Consider the following 16,908-nt stretch of genomic DNA (forward strand, 5'->3'; position numbering starts at 1 on the left):
CTCCATCCCGCTGTTCAGGAATGATTTTCCCATGCCTGGTCTCTCCCTCATGGGAGAATCCTGTTCTAAGGTGTCGCGCCACGTTCAGGGAAGAAAAGCATGTCGGAAAAACCTGTCGATTCGCTCAGCGAAAGCGAGGCAGCCAGCGAGCTGGAGCGGCTGGCGGCGGAGATTGCCGAGCACGACCGGCGCTACCATACCGAGGATGCGCCGACGATCTCGGACGCGGAATATGACGCGCTGGCGCGGCGCAACCTTGCCATCGAGGAACGGTTCCCCGGCCTGGTCCGCGAGGATTCGCCGTCGCGCCGGGTCGGCGCGCCGCCGGCGGAAGGCTTTGCCAAGGTGCGCCATGCGGTGCCGATGCTCAGCCTCGCAAAGGCGTACACAGACGAGGACGTCACCGACTTCATCGAACGCGGCCGGCGGTTCTTCGACCGCGACAAGGATCTGGACATCGCCTTCACGGCCGAACCGAAGATCGACGGGCTGTCGGCTTCGCTGCGTTATGAAGGCGGCGTGTTCGTGCAGGGCGCAACGCGCGGCGACGGCGCCGTCGGCGAGGACATCACCGCCAATCTCAAGACGATCGCCGACATCCCGAAGACGCTGAAGGGCTCAGGCTGGCCTGACACGATCGAAATACGTGGCGAGGTCTACATGACCTATGCGGAATTCGAGGCGCTGAAGCAACGCTCGGCTGCGGCCGGCGGTCAGGGCTATGTCAATCCGCGCAACACGGCGGCCGGGTCGCTGCGTCAGAAGGATCCATCGGTCACCGCCAGCCGCAACCTCAAATTCTTCGCCTATGCCTGGGGTTATACGTCGGAGGATCCCGCACCGACCCAGTATGAGTCGGTGCAAAAGTTCGCTGATTGGGGCTTCAAGATCAGTCCGCTGATGGTGCGGGCGAAATCGGTAGAGGAACTGGTCGCGCACTACCATCTGATCGAGGAGCAGCGCTCATCGCTCGGCTATGACATAGACGGCGTCGTCTACAAGGTCGACCAGCTGGAGCTGCAGCGCAGATGGGGCTTTGTCACCGGCGAACCGCGCTGGGCCGTCGCTCACAAATTTCCGGCCGAACAGGCGATGACGACCGTGCAGAAGATCGACATCCAGGTCGGCCGCACCGGCACGCTGGCGCCGGTTGCACGGCTTGCCCCCGTCACGGTTGGCGGCGTGGTGGTCGAAAACGTCACGCTTCACAATGAGGACTACATCAAGGGTCTGGACAACACCGGCCAGCCGATCCGCGACGGCATCGACATACGCATAGGTGACACGGTCGTGATCCAGCGGGCGGGGGACGTCATTCCGCAGATCGTCAGCGTCGTCATCGAAAAGCGTCCGTCCGATGCCGCGCCTTACGAATTCCCGCATAGCTGTCCGATCTGCGGCTCGCCCGCGACGCGCGAGATCAACGAGAAGACCGGCAAGGAGGATTCGCGCCGGCGCTGCACCGGCGAACTGATCTGCGCCGCGCAGGCGGTGGAAGGATTGCGCCACTTCGTGTCACGCGGCGCCCTGGACATAGAAGGGCTGGGCGCCGAGAACATCGACACCTTCTTCAACGCGGGACTGATCAAGACAGCCGCCGATATCTTCACGCTCAAGGATCGCCGTCCCGCCGTCACCAAGGCGCTGGCCGAGCGGCGTGAGGAGCAGGCCAGGCAGCGCGAGGCCGCGTCGGGCAAGACGCGCAAGAACGTGCGCAGTGTCGAGGACCGCAACTATGAAGGCCTCGACAAGCTTTTTGCAGCCATCGACTCCCGCCGCGAGCCGGAGCTCGATCGTTTCATCTTTGCGCTGGGCATCCGCCACATCGGCGATACGACGGCCGCTGTGCTTGCCCGGACCTTCTCGACCATCGAGGAGCTGATCCGCATCGGCAAGGAGACCGCGGCGGCGGCCGATCCGCACAGCGTTTTCCCATCGATCAACGGCATCGGCGACACGGTGATCGGCGCGCTCCGCGATTTCTTCGGCAATGAACGCAACGACGATGTGCTTGATGCACTGCTCAAGCAGGTCAAGCCGAAGCCGTACCTTGTGGATGTCTCGGCCGGCGGCGAGGTCGCCGGCAAGACGATCGTGTTCACCGGCACGCTGGAAAAGGTGACGCGCTCCGAAGCCAAGGCGATGGCCGAACGTCTGGGTGCCAAGGTCGCGGGCTCGGTTTCCGCGAAGACCGACCTGGTGGTGGCGGGGCCAGGCGCCGGCTCCAAGCTGAAGGTTGCCACCGATCTCGGCATCGAGGTGATCGACGAAGACACTTGGTTGCAGCGGATCGGCAGGGGCGGCTGATGGCCGGCGTGTTCAAAGGGTTCGGGCAGAAGGCCATTCCATTCCTGAAGGCTCTCGATTTCCACCAGAGCCGGGAATGGTTCCAGGAGAACCGGGCGCTTTACGAAAGCGAGCTGCACGAGCCGTTCTGCGATCTCGTCGAAACGCTCTCCGAACGTTTCCAGGCGGCGGGCCTCGGCCTGCGCGGCGACCGCAAGAAATCGCTGTTCCGGATCAACCGCGATGTGCGTTTTTCCAAGGACAAGCGGCCTTACAACCAGCACCTTTCCGCGATCCTGTCACCCGACGGCACCAAGATGGAGCAGGGCGTGTTCTTCGTTTACATCGGGGTCGACCGCTGCTTTGCCGGCGTTGCCTGGTGGCAGCCGGGCTCGGAACTGCTTCAGGCGATGCGCAAAGCCATCATGACGAAGCCGGTCGCCTTCCGCGCCCTGGTGGCGGCGCTGAAGAAAGCTGGTCTCGAACTCGACACCGAGGGATGCCTGAAGCGTGCGCCGCGCGGTTTCGAGGATGTCACGGACGCCGACCTTGCCCAGGCGATCCGCAACCGGCATTTCGCCGTCCGGCACAATTTCGATCCCGCAACGATCCATACGCCGGCCCTGGTCGACGACCTCGTCGATTTCACCATTCGCGCCAAGCCGCTGCTCGACTGGGGCAGGGCGATCCAGGGGAAGGCTGGATAACACCACGCCCGGCGATCATTTCCGCTGATCGATTGGCTCAAGCGAATTGGTGTGACAAGAAAGCCGGCTCTCCCTACATACCACCGTTCTGGCAGGAGTGGTCGATGGCTGTGGAAGCGATCTCCGAGGGCAGCGCAAAAAGCGATTTCTGGGACGGCGTGCGGCTCTCGATGCCGGTCGTGGTGGCGTCGGCGCCGTTTGCCTTGCTGTTCGGGGCGATTGCCGTCGACAACGGGTTTTCCGTGCTCGAGGCCTTCCTGATGAGCGCCCTGGTCTTCGGCGGCGCCAGCCAGATGGTCGGCATCGAACTGTTCGGGCAGCATGTCGCGCCCTGGCTGATCGTGCTGTCGATCTTCGCCGTCAATTTTCGCCATGTGCTCTATTCCGCCGGCCTCGGCCGCCGTATCTCCCATTGGCCTGTGATCCAGCAGGCGCTCGGCTATTTCATTATGACCGATCCGCAATACGCCGTGGCCGAGGCCAGGGCGGCGTCCGGCAAGACGGTCGGCTTTGTCTGGTATCTGGGGCTTGGCCTGCCGGTCTATGTGTTCTGGGTGGTCGAAAGCGCGCTCGGCGCGGTGTTCGGCAAGCTCATTCCCGACACCCATGCGCTGGGCATCGACTTCCTGCTGCCGATCTATTTCCTCGGCCTGGTGCTTGGTTTTCGCAAGCGGCCGCTCTGGCTGCCTGTGGTCATGGCCAGCGCCGTTGCCTCGATCATCGCCTACAAGACAGTGGGTTCGCCCTGGCACGTTTCCATCGGCGCGGTCGCCGGCATGCTGTTGGCGGTCATCCTGCCGCCGCACCATAGCGGCGTGGGGGAACGGCCATGAGCACCACCTTGTGGATCATCATCGCCGGCGCGATCGCCACCTATCTCACCCGCATCGGCGGGCATCTGGTCATCTCGCGCTTCGAAAACATCCATCCGCGCGTCGAGGCGGGCTTGAACGCGGTGCCGGCGGCGGTGCTGACGACACTGGTCGCGCCGGCCGCACTTAGCGCCGGGCCCGCCGAATGGGCGGCGCTGATCGTCACTGCGCTGGCGTCGCTGCGCGGCGGCCTGATGGCGATGTTTTTGGCCGGTACGGCGGTGCTGATCCTGGCACGGCAGTTCGTCGGGTAGAGTTCTGCCGGCGCGACCGTTTCGAGCCGTCTGTGCCGCCCCTCATTGCCCTGCCGGGCATTTCTCCCCGTATAGTGACGGGGAGAAAGACGCCGTCGTCGATGGTTTCGCCAATCGCCTGCGTAGCAGAAAAAAAGAGCGCCAACGTTGCAGTCAGCCCCTTCTCCCCGTCACTATACGGGGAGAAGGTGCCGGCAGGCGGATGAGGGGCAGCGTCAGCCTTCCAAGCTGAATACTGGGCCCCTCTACGTCAGATCTTCGCGTCGTGCGGCAGCGGTGCCGCCGCCTTCTCCAGCCAGGCCAGCGTTTCACCGTCGAGCATCGGGCCGATCTCAGCCAGAACGCGCGCGTGGTACTGGTCGAGCCAGTGCAGTTCGTCGCGCGTCAAAAGGTCGGTGCGTATCAATCGCTTGTCGATCGGCGCCAGCGTCAGCGTCTCGAAACCGTGCATGGCGATGTCGCCGCCCTCTACCTGTTCGGCCGCGGTCACCAGCACGAGGTTCTCGATGCGGATGCCGTAGGCGCCTTCCTTGTAGTAGCCGGGCTCGTTGGAGAGCATCATGCCGGCGAGCAGCTTTTCGGTGCCGGTGCGGGCGATGCGCTGCGGGCCTTCATGCACCGCCAGATAAGAGCCAACGCCATGGCCGGTGCCGTGGGCGAAGTCGCAGCCATGCTTCCACAGCGCCATGCGCGCCACCGCGTCGATCTCGGAGCCGCGCGTGCCGGCGGGGAAGCGCAGCATGGAAATGCCGATCATGCCCTTCAGCACCAGGGTGAAGCGCTCGCGCATCTCTTCGGTCGGCGCGCCGATCGGCACGGTGCGGGTGATGTCGGTGGTGCCATCCTGATATTGCCCGCCGGAATCGAGCAGGAACAGTTCGCCATCGGCGAGTTTGCGGCTGGTGGCGCGCGCCACGCGGTAATGCATGATGGCGCCGTTCGGGCCGGCGCCCGAGATGGTGTCGAAGGAGACGTCGCGCAGCGGCATCTGCGTCTCCTCGCCGGTCTGCCGGCGCGTCTCCTCAAGCCTGGTGACGACCGCGATCTCGTCGAGCGTGCCCGGCTTCTGGCGATCCAGCCAGCAGAGCAGCTTGGCGATGGCGGCGCCGTCGCGACGATGCGCGGCGCGGCTGCCGTTGATCTCGGCCTGGTTCTTGGTGGCGCGCGGAATGCGAGCGGGATCGGGCGCGGCAACGACAGTGCCGCCATTGTCCTCGACCAGCATCTTCAGCTTCTCCGCCACCAGCACCGGGTCGAGCGCGATTTTTGCACCACCCTTGGCCAGGGCAGCGATGGCCGCCTCGAACTTGCCGGGTTCGTGCAATTCGGCAAGCTGGGTGAGGTAGGCAGCGACGGTGCGCGAGAACTTGCGCTGGTCCATGAACAGCTGGTGCGAACCGTCGGCGGCAAGCACGGCAAAGCCGAGCGCCAGCGGCGTGTGCGGCACGTCGCCGCCGCGGATGTTGAAGGCCCAGGCGATCGAGGACGGGTCGGTCAGCACGGCATGCGTGGCGCCATCCTTGCCGATCGCAGCCGCCAGCCGTACCAGCTTGTCCTTAGCCAGTTCGCCGGCAAAGCCGATCGGGTGGATCTCGACTGGCGCCCGGGGCGATTCGGGCTGGTCCTTCCAGATGACGTCGATCGGGTTCTTCTCGAGCGGCACAAGTACCGCGCCCGACTGCTCGGCAGAGGTTTGCAGCGCCTTGACCTCGCTCAGCGTATGCAGCCAGGGATCGAAACCAAGCCTGGCACCCTTGCCGAGATTGTCCTTGATCCAGGTGGCGGGCGGGTTGTCGACGAGGCTCTCGATCGAAAAAATGTCGAGATCGACCTCGCTGCGCACCTGTAGGGTGTAGCGCCCGTCGACGAACATGAAGGCGCGGGCGGCGAGCACGATGGCGGCGCCGGCCGAACCGCTGAAGCCGGTCAGCCATTTCAGCCGTGCCGAGCGGTCGGCGACGTACTCGCCCTGATGCTCGTCGGCGCGGGGCACGATGAAACCGTCGAGGCCGTTGGCCGCCAGCCATTGGCGCAGCAGCGCCACACGCGGCTTGCCGACAGCCGGATCGCCAGCGGAATCAAAGGTCTGGAACATGGTGGCCTCTCCTCTTGCCGCAAGCGTAACGCATGACCCCAAGGATCGGAATCGATTTCCGGCAGGGGCGTTGCGCAGGCGCAAACTGCTACAGCGCCGCTTGCCTGACAACCGGCTGGATTTGGTCCAGGTTCTCCGGTGCTACCGCTTGAGATGGATCGTCACCCAGCCTTCGCGGTGCAAGGTCCTGACGTGGCGGAACTGCTGGCCGACATAGGCCGAGACCACCGCGTCGCGCTGGCGGTCGAGAATGCCGGAGAGCACGATCGAGCCGCCCAACGATATATGCCTGGCCATTTCCGGCGCCAGCCGCATCAGCGGACGCGCCAGTATGTTGGCGACGATGAGATCGAAGGGCGCGCGCGCAGCAAAGATCGGGTGGTGGAAGCCCGGCGCCGTCACCGTTTCGACCAGCGCCTTGACGTGGTTGAGGCGGGCATTGGCGGCAGCCACTTTGACCGCGACCGGATCGATATCGGTCGCCAGCACCGGAATATGCGCGAGTTTTGCCAGCGCGATCGCCAGCACGGCGCTGCCGGTGCCGAGGTCGAGCGCATTCGCCGGATGCTCGCGGCGCACGACCTTTTCCAGCATTTCCAGGCAGCCGGATGTGGTGCCGTGATGGCCGGTGCCGAAGGCAAGGCCGGCCTCGATCTCGATGGCGAGGTCGCCGCTGCGGCGCTTGTCGCGGTCATGCGCGCCATGGACGAAGAAACGCCCGGCGCGCACCGGCTTCAGACCCTCCAGCGAGCGCGCCACCCAGTCGATTTCGGGGAGCGTTTCGCGCTCGATCGGTTTCGGCAAAGAGAGTCCGGCGAGGACGTCCTTGACCCTTGCCTCGACCACATCGACGTCGCCATCGGCATAGAGCGACACTTCGTGGATGTCACGATCCTCATCGACCTCGAGCACGGCGATCGGCAGGCCCTCGTCCTCGAAGGCAACTTCGAGCGCCGCGAAGATACGCTCGGCCTCGATCTTGCGGGTGGTGAAGTAGAGCCGCGTCTGGGTCATGAGATTGTTTCTTGCTTGAGCATGATCTTTTCCGAAAACCGGTTCCCACTTTTCGGGATCATGCTCTAGCCCGCCGCCAGCCGCTTCAGCTTGGCAATGGCGGTATCGGCGCTTTCGCCATAGGCGATGGTACCGGAGAATTCGCCCCTGGCGTTCAGCAGCAGCACCGAAGCGGTGTGGTCCATTGTGTAGTCGCCGTCGCCGGTGTCGACCTTCTTCCAGTAGATGCTGAAGCCCTTGGCCATGGCGTGGACCTTGTCCGGATCGCCGGTGATGCCGACGATGCGGTCGGAGAAATTGCCGACATAGGTGTTCATCACCTCGGGCGTGTCGCGCTCCGGGTCGACGGTCACGAAATAGGCATTCAGGTTCTTGCCGCTGTCGCCCATCGTCTTCAGCCAGCCGGCCAGTTCGAAGAGGGTGGTCGGGCACACTTCCGGGCAATGAGTGAAGCCGAAGAAGACGACGCTGGGATGACCCCTGAACGCTGCTTCGGTGATCGGGGCGCCCTTTTGGTCGACCAATGTGAACGGCGTGCCGAACGGCTCGCCGCCATAATGGCCGCGATACCAGTCGAAGGTGAGCCAGCCGATGCCCGCCGCCATCAGGACGAGAATGCCGACCAGTATTGAACGCATCATCAATGGGTGTCCGTCGTGATTGTCATGGCACGCGCCGGATGGGCGCGGAAAGCCCTTGTTCGGTGAACACTCTTACCGGTTTGGCGTTCGCACGCAAAGATGTCGCGTTGCCGCAACCGGCAGGCGGCGCACACACGATCTGCTTGCAAAGTCCCGCTGCCCGTCCCACCTGAGGTCGGCAAAACGCGAACCGCAGGAGGCTCATTTGCGAAAACTGATCGGCGGCGCCCTGGCCGCATGCCTTGTCCTCGGCACCGGTGTGGCGGCGGCAGACGAAGTGGGCAAGGTCGGCGTCGACTGGCTCGGCAACGACATCATCGTCGAGGCGATCAAGGATCCGAAAGTGGAGGGCGTCACCTGCCACGTCTCCTATTTCGATCGCGGTGTCATCGACCGCCTGCAGAAGGGCAACTGGTTCGAGGATCCGTCGGATTCCTCGATCTCCTGCCGCCAGACCGGCCCGATCACCATCGGCGACATCGACATGAGCGAAGGCGGCGAGGAAGTCTTCAAGCAAGGCATCAGCCTGATCTGGAAGAAGCAGGTGGTGAACCGCATCTACGACAAGACCAACGAGACGCTGATCTATCTGTCGCATTCGCGCCAGGTCCAGGATGGTTCGGCGAAGATGTCCGTCACCACCGTGCCGCTCTACGGCCAGAACGTGGTGTGGACCAAAGGCAAGCCGAAATAGACCCTGGCAACAGCTGACGGACGATTGGTCCCGCTTGCGGGACCAATCGTCCGGGCGTAAAGCCGCCACATGGACCGTGCCGAAAATCTTGTCCTGAAAGACCCGGAACCGCGCATTCATCCGACCGCGGAGTTGAAGGCGTGCAAGCTCGGACGCTACGCCTCGATCGGCGAACGGGTCGTGCTGCGCGAGGTGACGGTCGGCGACTTCTCCTATTTCGAGCGCCATGCGGAAGCGATCTACACGACGATCGGCAAGTTCTGCTCGATTGCCGCCAACAGCCGCATCAATGCACTGGAGCATCCCATCGAGCGGCTGACGCAGCACAAGATCAGCTACCGGCCGAACGAGTATTTCCGCTGGCTGGGCGTCGATGCGGGCTTCCGCGAGCGGCGCCAGGCAAAGTCGGTCAGCATCGGCCACGATGTCTGGATCGGCCACGGCGCGGTGATCATGCCGGGCCTGACGATCGGCAATGGCGCGATTGTCGGCGCCAACGCGGTGGTGACGCGCGATGTGCCGGCCTATGCGATCGTCGCCGGCGTTCCGGCGAAACCGCTGCGCCAGCGCTTCGGCGCCGACATTGCGGCGCGGATCGAAAGCCTGGCGTGGTGGGACTGGGCGCCGGAAAAACTAGCCAAGGCGGTCCCCGACATGCAGGCGATGCCGATCGAGGCTTTCCTCGATCGCTGGGAAAACGACATTCCCTGAATCTCGCGCAGGCGCGTACGCCGCGTTCACGAAATACCCTTGTTGGAGGGAACCCGGAGCCGCCGTGGTTGTTTCTCCCGGTGCGAGATGATCCCTTGGGATCATCTCGTCGCCGTCATTTGGGGATTGCCGATGTTCGAGAAGCTTTTTACCAGCATCGCCAACAAGGTCGCGCACCTTGCCGGCTTGCCGCTGACATTTGCCGCCTGCTGCCTGATCATCGTCGCCTGGGCGGTGACCGGGCCGATCTTCGGCTTTTCCGACACCTGGCAACTGATCATCAACACCGGCACCACGATCGTCACCTTCCTGATGGTGTTCCTGATCCAGAACACCCAGAACCGCGACGGCGCGGCGATCCAGGCCAAGCTCGACGAGTTGATCCGGGTCGGCCGGGCTCACAACACCTTCATCGGTATCGAGCATCTGACCGAAACCGAGGTCGAGGAGATCCGCGCCAAATGCGAACAGGCGGCAAAGCGGCATGACAAGAAGATCGCCGACATGGCCGCCAGGAAGGCGGTGGCCCAGAAGCGCGGCGCCAAGGGCCAGGCCGCGTGATTGTCAGTCGTTCATGAATGCCGCGAAGGCGTCCTTGTGGTCCGGGTGCCAGCGCGACAGAGCAGGGCGGTTTTCGATGATGTCGCCAATCGCCCAGGCCATGCGCTTTTCGTCCGTCGGCCGCGCGACTTCGTTGTCCGGGCAAAGGATATAGAAATCGCCATGCAGCAGCGATGCCAGCATGAAATCGATGACCTGCTCGCCGGTCCAGGCGCCGGCGGGTTTTTCCACCGCGCCTTCGGTCAGGCCGGTAAAGGTGAAGCCGGGGATGAGCAGATGGGCCGAGACCTTTGCGCCTGGCTCGTTGCGCAGGGCATGCGCGAGGCCCTCGGTGAAAGTCTTCACGCCTGATTTGGAGACGTTGTAGGCGAGGTTGCCGGGCGGCGTGGTGATGCCTTGCTTGGAGCCCGTGTTGACGATGAGGCCAGGCTTGCCCGATGCCAGCATAGCCGGCGCGAAGGCCTCGACGCCGTGGACGACGCCCCAGAAATTGATGTCGAGCAGCCGCTTCCAGGCATCGCGGTTTTCCCAGGGTTTTCCCGGATTGTCGCCGACGCCGGCATTATTCATCAGCAGCGACACGCCGCCGAAGGCGCTGTGCGCCTTTTGCGCCAGCCGGTCGACCTCGTCCGCCTTGGCGACGTCGGTGGCGACGGCGAGCACGCCATCCTCGCCGGCGATCGTGGCGACCGCGCGGGCGGCCGCGTCAAGGCGCGCGCCGCCGATGTCGGCGAGCACGATCTTCATGCCCATGGCTGCCAGCCGCTTGGCCGCGGCAAGGCCGATGCCGCTGGCGCTGCCGGTGATGACGGCGACGTTGCCGGAGGCGAGGGCGGGCAAAGCGGTCTGGATTTCGGCATCGCTGGTCATGATTTTTTCCTTGTTCGGGGTTGCGCCGAACTTAGCGTCCGATGCGCCCCAGGCAAGTCCGGTTCGACGTCTTCGGGTTGACCATATTGGCACGCGCTGCGCATGTTGCGCGAACAGAGGAAGGATTTGCCGATTGACCGACTGGATCGAGATCCTGAAGGAGCAGACCGCCACCGGCGACCAGATGGGCCGGGAGGTGCCGCAGATGCTTGCCAATCCCGACATCAGCGAAGCGCAGGTGAAGACGCTGTTTTCGGCGCTGGAAAAACAGGCCGAGTTCGTCGAGAAACTGCGCATGGCGCTGGAGAAATTCGGCCATGATTTCCCGATCATCAAGGCGGCCGAACGGCTGGAAGAGCGCTATGCCGACCTTGCCGCGTCGGTCGCCGAAAAGCTGAAGGCGATGCGCAAATAGCGGCTGCTTGTTCGACCAGCCTTTCGAAGCGCCTGTCCGGCACGAACCAGATCACCGCCACCGCCACGTATATGGCGACGCCGCCATGCTGCCAAAATTGTCAGGAGCGCGTTCGGCAAGGGGAACGGCGATCCCCAAATAGGCGTTAGGCGAGTATCCCCAAAAATGCAAAAGCAGAGGTCGAAAAGACCATCCACGCTGAAACCATGACGAGAGACAACGAACTCGGCGGTGGCGCTGCAATCGCCGTTGTCGCTACAATGATCGCGGTGCTTTTTGCTGGCAGCACGGCACTGACGCCGCTTTACGTCATCTACAAGCAGGCCTTTGGTTTCTCGCAGATCACGCTGACACTGGTCTATGCCGTCTATGTGGTCGGCAATCTCGGAGCACTGCTGGTGTTCGGACGATTGTCCGACGTCATTGGCCGCCGTCCTGCCGCGCTGGCGTCAATGGCGATTGCGGTGGTCAGCGCATTGTTGTTTCTGCTCGCCGAGAATGTCGCCTGGCTCGATGTGGCCCGGATACTGAGCGGCCTCGGCATAGGTATCGGCGCGGGAACCGGCACTGCCTGGCTTGCTGAGCTGATTGCCGGCGACGATAAATCACGCGCCGCCACGATCGCCACCAGCACCAATTTCGTCGGCCTTGGCCTCGGCGCGCTGGCGTCGGGATTGCTGGCCGAATACGCGCCATGGCCGCTGAGGCTGACATTCGCCGTCTACCTGGCGGTGCTCGCCGTGGTCACTGTGCTGATCTGGCGCACGCGCGAGACCGTTGCGCGCCACGGACGACTTGCCGATGTCTCCATGCAGCCACGCCTCTCCGTTCCCGGCGCCATCCGCGCGCGCTTCGTGGCACCCGCGGTGACCGGCTTCGGCGCCATGGCGCTGGTTGGCTTCTATGCAGCTCTGGCGCCCAGCATCCTGGCACAGCAGCTGCATGCGACCAGCCATGCCGAGGCTGGCGCACTGTTTTTCGAGTTGTCGATCGTGGCTGCGGCAACCATCCTGGCGACGACGCGGTTTTCGAGCCGCGCCACCATGCTGGCAGCGCTGGTGCTGATGATCCCGACGGTCGCCTTGGTCGTCGCCGCGCAATTCTTCGCATCCATGCCCATCATGATTGCAGCGACGGCTTGCTGCGGCGTGGCGGCGGCGCTCGGCTATCGCGGCGGCCTGCAAGTGGTGAACCAGATCGCGCCCGCCGACCGCCGCGCCGAAGTGGTGTCCGCCTTCTTCATCTGCTGCTTCTGCGGCAACGCGCTGCCGGTCATCGGCATCGGCCTTCTGTCGAGCTGGACAAGTGCCACGACGGCAAGCCTCGCCTTCGCAGGCATGATCACCATCTTCTCACTGGTGGCGCTGGGGTTTGGCGCAAAATACGCGCGCTGAGCATCAGCCGTTCGGCGTCTCCGGTGCCATGTTTGCGCGCTGGCGCGGCACGCCGAGGCCGGTGTCCGGCGGTTCGCCGGCAGCCGGCCTGTTCTCGATCATGTGCATGGTTCGCCAGCCGCCGAAACGGTAGTAGGCGGCGGCGAGCGCCAGCGAGGTGATCGAGCCGGCCGGAAAGCTCCACCACAGCGCTTCCTCGCCAATGACGCTCCGGAAAAAGTAGGCAAAGCCGATGCGCACGATCAGCACCGAGATCACCAGGATGATCAGCGGCGGCATCACCGCACCGGTGGCGCGCACCGTGGCGAACAGCACGATGGTGACGCCGAACAGGATGAAGGACCAGGACGCGACATTGTTGATATGGGCGGCGATGTCGATTGCCGCGCTGTCGGTGCTGAGGAACAGGCTGAGGATCGACCGGTCGAAAAGGAACAGCAGGTAGACCAGCGCGCCGGTCAGCACGAGGTTGAAGCCGACGCCGGAGGCGGCGATACGGCCGATGCGGTCCCAGCGCCCGGCGCCGACATTTTGGGCCGCCATTGAGGAGACGGCGGCGCCGATAGCCAAGGCCGGCATCTGGATATAGGTCCAGAGCTGCGCGGCGATGCCATAGGCGGCGGCGACCTGCGAGCCGTAGGAATTGACGATGCCCATCACCGTCAGCGCCGCCGCCGAGATGACGATCATCTGCAGGCCCATCGGCACGCCCTTGAAAACGACGATCCTGAGCAGCGCCGGATCCGGCCGCAGCAGAGCGAGATTGGCGCCGGCCAGTCGCAGCGGATGTTTGCGCGCATAGAGCACGACGAGGATGGCGATCACACTCACCGTCTGGCCGATCAGCGTTGCCGTGGCCGAGCCGGCAATGCCGAGTTCGGGGAAGGGGCCGATGCCGCGGATGAGCAGCGGGTTCAAGACGATGTCGAGCATGACGGCCAGCGCCATGAAAGAGAAGGGCGTGCGCGAATCGCCGGCGCCGCGCAGCACCGTCATGACGAAGGACAAGAGGTTCATCATCGGCACGGCGACGAAGATGATGCGCAGATAGGAACGGGCGAGCGGCAAGGCGTCGGCCGGCGTTCCCAACGTGTTGAGGATGGCGTCGACCCAGACCCAGCCGCAGACCGCCAACAACACCGAGATGAGGAAGAAGAAGGTGGCGCTGGTGCCGACGATGCGCCGCGCCTCGGCAAGGTCGCGGGCACCCACCGATTGCGCGACCAGGATGGTGGCCGCCATGCCGATGCCGAACACCGTGCCGAGGATCAGGAACAGCACCAGATTGGCATTGGAGGTTGCGGTAAGAGCTGCCTCGCCGAGGAAGCGGCCGACCCAGACGGCGTTGATCGAACCGTTGAGCGATTGCAGCACGTTGGAGCCCAGCACCGGCAAGGCGAACAAGAGCAATGTGCGCGGGATCGGGCCGCTGGTGAGATCGGCAGGGCGCCGGCGGCCAGGCATATTCTCGTCCATGGTGAGCTGCTCGGCGAAGGCTCGTCTTTGAGTCCAGTCCGTGATGATCGCCGATTTAGCGGGACAGGTCGATGCGGCGTCGGAAAATTCCGCCTAGAGCCGGATGATTTCAGGTCGAATCGACCTGAAATCTGAATCCGTCTCTAAATCAAAGAGATAGAGCATGATGTCACCCGAAAACCGCTTCACACCTTTCGGCATCATGCTCTGGCGTGCCTTGAGCCAGTCATGTTCTCAAAGCTTGCGGAATGGGATATTGGTCCTGGGTGCGAGGGGCCGCACTTTTATAGATATCTTATGGGGTAACCGGGGGGATCATGTCCGATAGTCCGCTGTTTCTTGAGCGCCTGAACCGGCGCGCGTTTCTCGGTGCATCCGCTTTGAGTGCGGCCTCGGTGGCCCTTTCGGCATGCACCACGACGGAGGTGGTGACGCCGCCAGTGGCAGCGCCGCCGCCGCCAAGCGAGTCGGCTTTCGGCGCTGCCGCAAGCATGTATGCGGCACGCGTCGACGAGGGCTATCAGCTGCCGGCAATCCCGGTAGACAAGCTCGATCCGAAGTTCGTACGCCAGATCGTGTCCGACCCCACCGGAGAAAAACCCGGCACGATCGTCGTCGATACCTCCGAGCACTTCCTCTACCTAGTACGCGACGGCGGCGAGGCCATCCGCTATGGCATCAGCCTCGGCAAGGCCGGTTTCGGATGGACCGGCAGCGCCGTGGTTCAGGCGCGGAAGAAGTGGCCGGTCTGGACGCCGCCGCCGGAAATGATCCAGCGCCGGCCGGAATTGGCGAAATACAAGGACGGCATGCCGCCCGGCCCGCAGAGCCCGCTGGGCGCCCGGGCGCTCTATCTCTTCCACGACGGTAAGGACACGATGTACCGGCTGCATGGCACGCCGGAGTGGGATTCCATCGGCAAGAACGCTTCGTCGGGCTGTGTCCGCTTCATGAACCAGGACATCATCGACCTCTACAGCCGCGTCAACGGCGTCGCGCAGGTCTTCGTGCGCCCGAACCTGTCGCCCGCCGGCAAACTCACCGCCGTGTCGAACAGGACCGCCGAGCCTATCGATGCGGGCGTGCCAAGGGACGCCGAGATCTTGAAGTAAGTGCCTTCACGGCACTCGTGGTCGTCGACAAACGGCTTGAAGGCGGACGCGCTAAACACGTCCGCCTCCAAATCCGGAGCTAGTTCGTGGCGAGGTTCGGCAGCGTGACCTGGTAGACCAGGAACATGGTGTCGACATCGGCGCCATCCTCGGCCTTGTAGGGCGCGCCGACCTGGAAGCCGTCCTGGGTCAGGAAGTCGTTGTCGTTGGCGACGAACAGGAAATAGTCGTCGGGCAGCTTGGGATCGAGCACGCTGACCAGCGACATCGCTTCCCACTTCTCCGAGAGGTTGTTCTTGTCGTTGGGCTTGCCATTGTGCAGGCCGAAGCGGCCAAGCTGGGCCTTGTCGTTGATGTCGATGAACGGCGTCAGCTTGGCCGGCGTCACAGACGGGTCGAGCACGCCCTTGGGCGCCACCGGCTTGTCGGCGGCGTCGAAGGGGCCGCCGGAGATGTCGGTCGCCGCCGAAAGATCGACGACATTGATCTTGCGCAAGAGCGACTCATCGCCCTTCAGGCCCTGGCCGTTGCCGCTGTCGCGGGTCAGCATCAGGAAGGTCTTGTCGGACAGCGCCACGATCTCGCTCTGCGCCGCGACCTTGGTCTTGTCCTTTGCATCCTTGAACACCGGCAGCGGCACGACATATTCATGCGCCAGCTTGAGATGGGCAAGGTCGGAGGCGTCATAGACCAGCGCCCTGGTGTTCTGGCGGGTTGAACCGGAATCGCCGCCATCCTGGCGCGGCGCCGACTGCAGCACGGCAATCAGGAACTTGCCGTCCGGGGTGATCGCCATGCCTTCGAGGCCCTGGTTGTTGTGGCGGCCGGTCTCGGGATCCTTCGGATCGGGCTCGGCGGCACCGGGGCCCGGATTGTCCGAGGCGAAGTTCGGCGTGCCGTGGCGCATCGGCACGAGGGCTACCGGCGGCTGCGTCGCCGACATCAAATGGCCATCGGCCGAGAAGCGGTAGATGTTGGGGCCATATTCGTCGGAGATGAACATGGTGCCGTCGGGCAGGCGCACGATCGCCTCGTTGTCGAGCGCCAGCTTGCCGTTGTCGGCCTGCGGCAGGATCGGCATGTCGCCGCTTGCTGCCCGCACGCCGTTCAGCGGATCGAGGCCGGTGGCATCAGTGCCCTTGTCGTCGGTCAGCAGCATGGTGTCGGCAAGCGTCGCCTTGACGCCGGACTGTTCCTGTCCGGTGGCGGGTGCCGCGCCCGGAGCCGTCGGGGCAAGCTCGATCGAAATCGTGTTGAGGCGGGCCCGATAGTCGGTGGTGCCGACGACATTGTAGCCGCGATCCGGCAGCAGCCAGAGCGATCCCTTGTAGCCGTTCGCGTCACGCATCCAGCCCTTGACGTCGATCGCCATCCCGGAGCCGGAGCCGAAGGTCTCGCCGAACTTGTCCTTCAGGTTGGCCGGGATACGGCCGACGCCGACCAGCCCCTTGTTGACATAGGCGACGCCATCAGCGAGCGCCGGCGTCAAGGCGGTGAACAGAGCAAGTGCCGCGCCAAGCGCGACGGTTCGGCTGAGATGTTTCATGGATATCCCCTTGTGACAAAGCAGCCCGGAGCAGGCGTCGCATTGACTTTGCCTCCAGCGCCTTTCCGCCAAGCGGTCTAGGACGCGAACATGATACTTGCGTGACAGGCGCCATTTCTTCCCTTCTCCCCCTGTGGGAGAAGGTGGCCGAGCGAAGCTCGGTCGGATGAGGGGTGTTGGAAGGATCTCTACGTTGGAGAACTAACCGCTTAAATCCCTCGATCTTCTTACGCTGCGTTTCTTCCGGCACCCCTCATCCG

At 64.0% G+C, this 16,908-nt stretch carries 16 protein-coding genes; 10 read left to right on the top strand and 6 right to left on the bottom strand.

Going from position 1 to position 16,908, the window contains the following annotated elements:
• The first annotated feature begins 99 nt into the window (after positions 1 to 99).
• The 4 genes from ligA (at position 100) to ACFX5Q_RS03800 (ending at position 4,119) form a co-directional block, all read left to right on the top strand.
• Positions 100 to 2,307, top strand: a complete 2,208-nt coding sequence (gene ligA / locus ACFX5Q_RS03785) for an NAD-dependent DNA ligase LigA (RefSeq protein ID WP_404275491.1) — start codon at positions 100 to 102, stop codon at positions 2,305 to 2,307.
• Positions 2,307 to 2,993: a DUF2461 domain-containing protein gene (locus ACFX5Q_RS03790; protein WP_404275492.1), complete on the top strand. Its 687-nt coding sequence runs from the start codon at positions 2,307 to 2,309 to the stop codon at positions 2,991 to 2,993. Before ligA ends, ACFX5Q_RS03790 begins: the two co-directional genes overlap by 1 nt.
• 104 nt (positions 2,994 to 3,097) lie before the next feature.
• A complete protein-coding gene (locus ACFX5Q_RS03795) occupies positions 3,098 to 3,826 on the top strand; it encodes an AzlC family ABC transporter permease (RefSeq protein ID WP_404275494.1) in 729 nt (242 codons plus the stop codon).
• Positions 3,823 to 4,119: an AzlD family protein gene (locus tag ACFX5Q_RS03800; RefSeq protein WP_192180859.1), complete on the top strand. Its 297-nt coding sequence runs from the start codon at positions 3,823 to 3,825 to the stop codon at positions 4,117 to 4,119. The genes ACFX5Q_RS03795 and ACFX5Q_RS03800 overlap by 4 nt, the downstream gene beginning before the upstream one ends.
• A gap of 250 nt (positions 4,120 to 4,369) precedes the next feature.
• Here ACFX5Q_RS03800 and ACFX5Q_RS03805 read toward each other — a convergent pair whose 3' ends face one another.
• The 3 genes from ACFX5Q_RS03805 to ACFX5Q_RS03815 form a co-directional block, all read right to left on the bottom strand.
• Positions 4,370 to 6,214 carry an aminopeptidase P family protein gene (locus ACFX5Q_RS03805; RefSeq protein WP_404275496.1) on the bottom strand — a complete coding sequence of 615 codons (1,845 nt, stop codon included), beginning with the start codon at positions 6,212 to 6,214 and terminating at the stop codon, positions 4,370 to 4,372.
• A gap of 141 nt (positions 6,215 to 6,355) precedes the next feature.
• The gene (locus tag ACFX5Q_RS03810) at positions 6,356 to 7,228 is read right to left on the bottom strand and encodes a 50S ribosomal protein L11 methyltransferase (RefSeq protein ID WP_404275497.1); all 873 of its coding nucleotides are present in this window, start codon (positions 7,226 to 7,228) and stop codon (positions 6,356 to 6,358) included.
• Positions 7,229 to 7,293: 65 nt separating this feature from the next.
• A complete protein-coding gene (locus ACFX5Q_RS03815; RefSeq protein ID WP_282595050.1) occupies positions 7,294 to 7,869 on the bottom strand; it encodes an SCO family protein in 576 nt (191 codons plus the stop codon).
• Between the two features lie 205 nt (positions 7,870 to 8,074).
• Here ACFX5Q_RS03815 and ACFX5Q_RS03820 point away from each other — a divergent pair, with 205 nt between their 5' ends.
• From ACFX5Q_RS03820 to ACFX5Q_RS03830, 3 genes are all read left to right on the top strand, one after another.
• Positions 8,075 to 8,563 (top strand): CreA family protein, encoded by a 489-nt coding sequence (locus ACFX5Q_RS03820; RefSeq protein WP_006204882.1) that lies wholly within the window; start codon positions 8,075 to 8,077, stop codon positions 8,561 to 8,563.
• Between the two features lie 69 nt (positions 8,564 to 8,632).
• Positions 8,633 to 9,274, top strand: coding sequence for a DapH/DapD/GlmU-related protein (locus ACFX5Q_RS03825; RefSeq protein ID WP_404275499.1), 642 nt, complete (start codon positions 8,633 to 8,635; stop codon positions 9,272 to 9,274).
• Between the two features lie 132 nt (positions 9,275 to 9,406).
• Positions 9,407 to 9,835 carry a low affinity iron permease family protein gene (locus ACFX5Q_RS03830; RefSeq protein WP_404275501.1) on the top strand — a complete coding sequence of 143 codons (429 nt, stop codon included), beginning with the start codon at positions 9,407 to 9,409 and terminating at the stop codon, positions 9,833 to 9,835.
• Between the two features lie 3 nt (positions 9,836 to 9,838).
• On the opposite strand, the gene ACFX5Q_RS03835 is transcribed toward ACFX5Q_RS03830, so the two are convergent.
• The gene (locus ACFX5Q_RS03835; RefSeq protein WP_404275502.1) at positions 9,839 to 10,705 is read right to left on the bottom strand and encodes an SDR family NAD(P)-dependent oxidoreductase; all 867 of its coding nucleotides are present in this window, start codon (positions 10,703 to 10,705) and stop codon (positions 9,839 to 9,841) included.
• A gap of 133 nt (positions 10,706 to 10,838) precedes the next feature.
• Here ACFX5Q_RS03835 and ACFX5Q_RS03840 point away from each other — a divergent pair, with 133 nt between their 5' ends.
• Together ACFX5Q_RS03840 and ACFX5Q_RS03845 are read left to right on the top strand one after the other, a co-directional pair.
• The gene (locus ACFX5Q_RS03840) at positions 10,839 to 11,120 is read left to right on the top strand and encodes a hypothetical protein (RefSeq protein ID WP_192180865.1); all 282 of its coding nucleotides are present in this window, start codon (positions 10,839 to 10,841) and stop codon (positions 11,118 to 11,120) included.
• Positions 11,121 to 11,326: 206 nt separating this feature from the next.
• Complete coding sequence (locus tag ACFX5Q_RS03845; protein WP_404275504.1) at positions 11,327 to 12,514, top strand: MFS transporter; 1,188 nt, start codon at positions 11,327 to 11,329, stop codon at positions 12,512 to 12,514.
• Positions 12,515 to 12,517: 3 nt separating this feature from the next.
• Here ACFX5Q_RS03845 and ACFX5Q_RS03850 read toward each other — a convergent pair whose 3' ends face one another.
• Entirely contained in the window at positions 12,518 to 13,990 is a 1,473-nt protein-coding gene (locus tag ACFX5Q_RS03850; protein ID WP_404275506.1) for an MATE family efflux transporter, read from the bottom strand.
• A gap of 317 nt (positions 13,991 to 14,307) precedes the next feature.
• On the opposite strand from ACFX5Q_RS03850, the gene ACFX5Q_RS03855 reads away from it, so the two are divergent.
• Positions 14,308 to 15,102, top strand: coding sequence for a L,D-transpeptidase (locus tag ACFX5Q_RS03855; RefSeq protein WP_404275507.1), 795 nt, complete (start codon positions 14,308 to 14,310; stop codon positions 15,100 to 15,102).
• Positions 15,103 to 15,181: 79 nt separating this feature from the next.
• On the opposite strand, the gene ACFX5Q_RS03860 is transcribed toward ACFX5Q_RS03855, so the two are convergent.
• A complete protein-coding gene (locus ACFX5Q_RS03860) occupies positions 15,182 to 16,648 on the bottom strand; it encodes an esterase-like activity of phytase family protein (RefSeq protein WP_404275509.1) in 1,467 nt (488 codons plus the stop codon).
• Positions 16,649 to 16,908: the final 260 nt, after the last annotated feature.

This window comes from Mesorhizobium sp. IMUNJ 23033 (genome assembly GCF_044778005.1).
GTDB classification, from domain to species: Bacteria; Pseudomonadota; Alphaproteobacteria; order Rhizobiales; family Rhizobiaceae; genus Mesorhizobium; species Mesorhizobium amorphae_A.

Coding starts and splice junctions, on each gene's coding strand:
- ACFX5Q_RS03825 (WP_404275499.1), top strand. CDS start 8,633: ATGGACCGTGCCGAAAATCTTGTCCTGAAAGACCCGGAACCGCGCATT.
- ACFX5Q_RS03810 (WP_404275497.1), bottom strand. CDS start 7,228: ATGACCCAGACGCGGCTCTACTTCACCACCCGCAAGATCGAGGCCGAG.
- ACFX5Q_RS03835 (WP_404275502.1), bottom strand. CDS start 10,705: ATGACCAGCGATGCCGAAATCCAGACCGCTTTGCCCGCCCTCGCCTCC.
- ACFX5Q_RS03800 (WP_192180859.1), top strand. CDS start 3,823: ATGAGCACCACCTTGTGGATCATCATCGCCGGCGCGATCGCCACCTAT.
- ACFX5Q_RS03855 (WP_404275507.1), top strand. CDS start 14,308: ATGTCCGATAGTCCGCTGTTTCTTGAGCGCCTGAACCGGCGCGCGTTT.
- ligA (WP_404275491.1), top strand. CDS start 100: ATGTCGGAAAAACCTGTCGATTCGCTCAGCGAAAGCGAGGCAGCCAGC.
- ACFX5Q_RS03850 (WP_404275506.1), bottom strand. CDS start 13,990: ATGGACGAGAATATGCCTGGCCGCCGGCGCCCTGCCGATCTCACCAGC.
- ACFX5Q_RS03790 (WP_404275492.1), top strand. CDS start 2,307: ATGGCCGGCGTGTTCAAAGGGTTCGGGCAGAAGGCCATTCCATTCCTG.
- ACFX5Q_RS03795 (WP_404275494.1), top strand. CDS start 3,098: ATGGCTGTGGAAGCGATCTCCGAGGGCAGCGCAAAAAGCGATTTCTGG.
- ACFX5Q_RS03830 (WP_404275501.1), top strand. CDS start 9,407: ATGTTCGAGAAGCTTTTTACCAGCATCGCCAACAAGGTCGCGCACCTT.
- ACFX5Q_RS03815 (WP_282595050.1), bottom strand. CDS start 7,869: ATGATGCGTTCAATACTGGTCGGCATTCTCGTCCTGATGGCGGCGGGC.
- ACFX5Q_RS03805 (WP_404275496.1), bottom strand. CDS start 6,214: ATGTTCCAGACCTTTGATTCCGCTGGCGATCCGGCTGTCGGCAAGCCG.
- ACFX5Q_RS03860 (WP_404275509.1), bottom strand. CDS start 16,648: ATGAAACATCTCAGCCGAACCGTCGCGCTTGGCGCGGCACTTGCTCTG.
- ACFX5Q_RS03845 (WP_404275504.1), top strand. CDS start 11,327: ATGACGAGAGACAACGAACTCGGCGGTGGCGCTGCAATCGCCGTTGTC.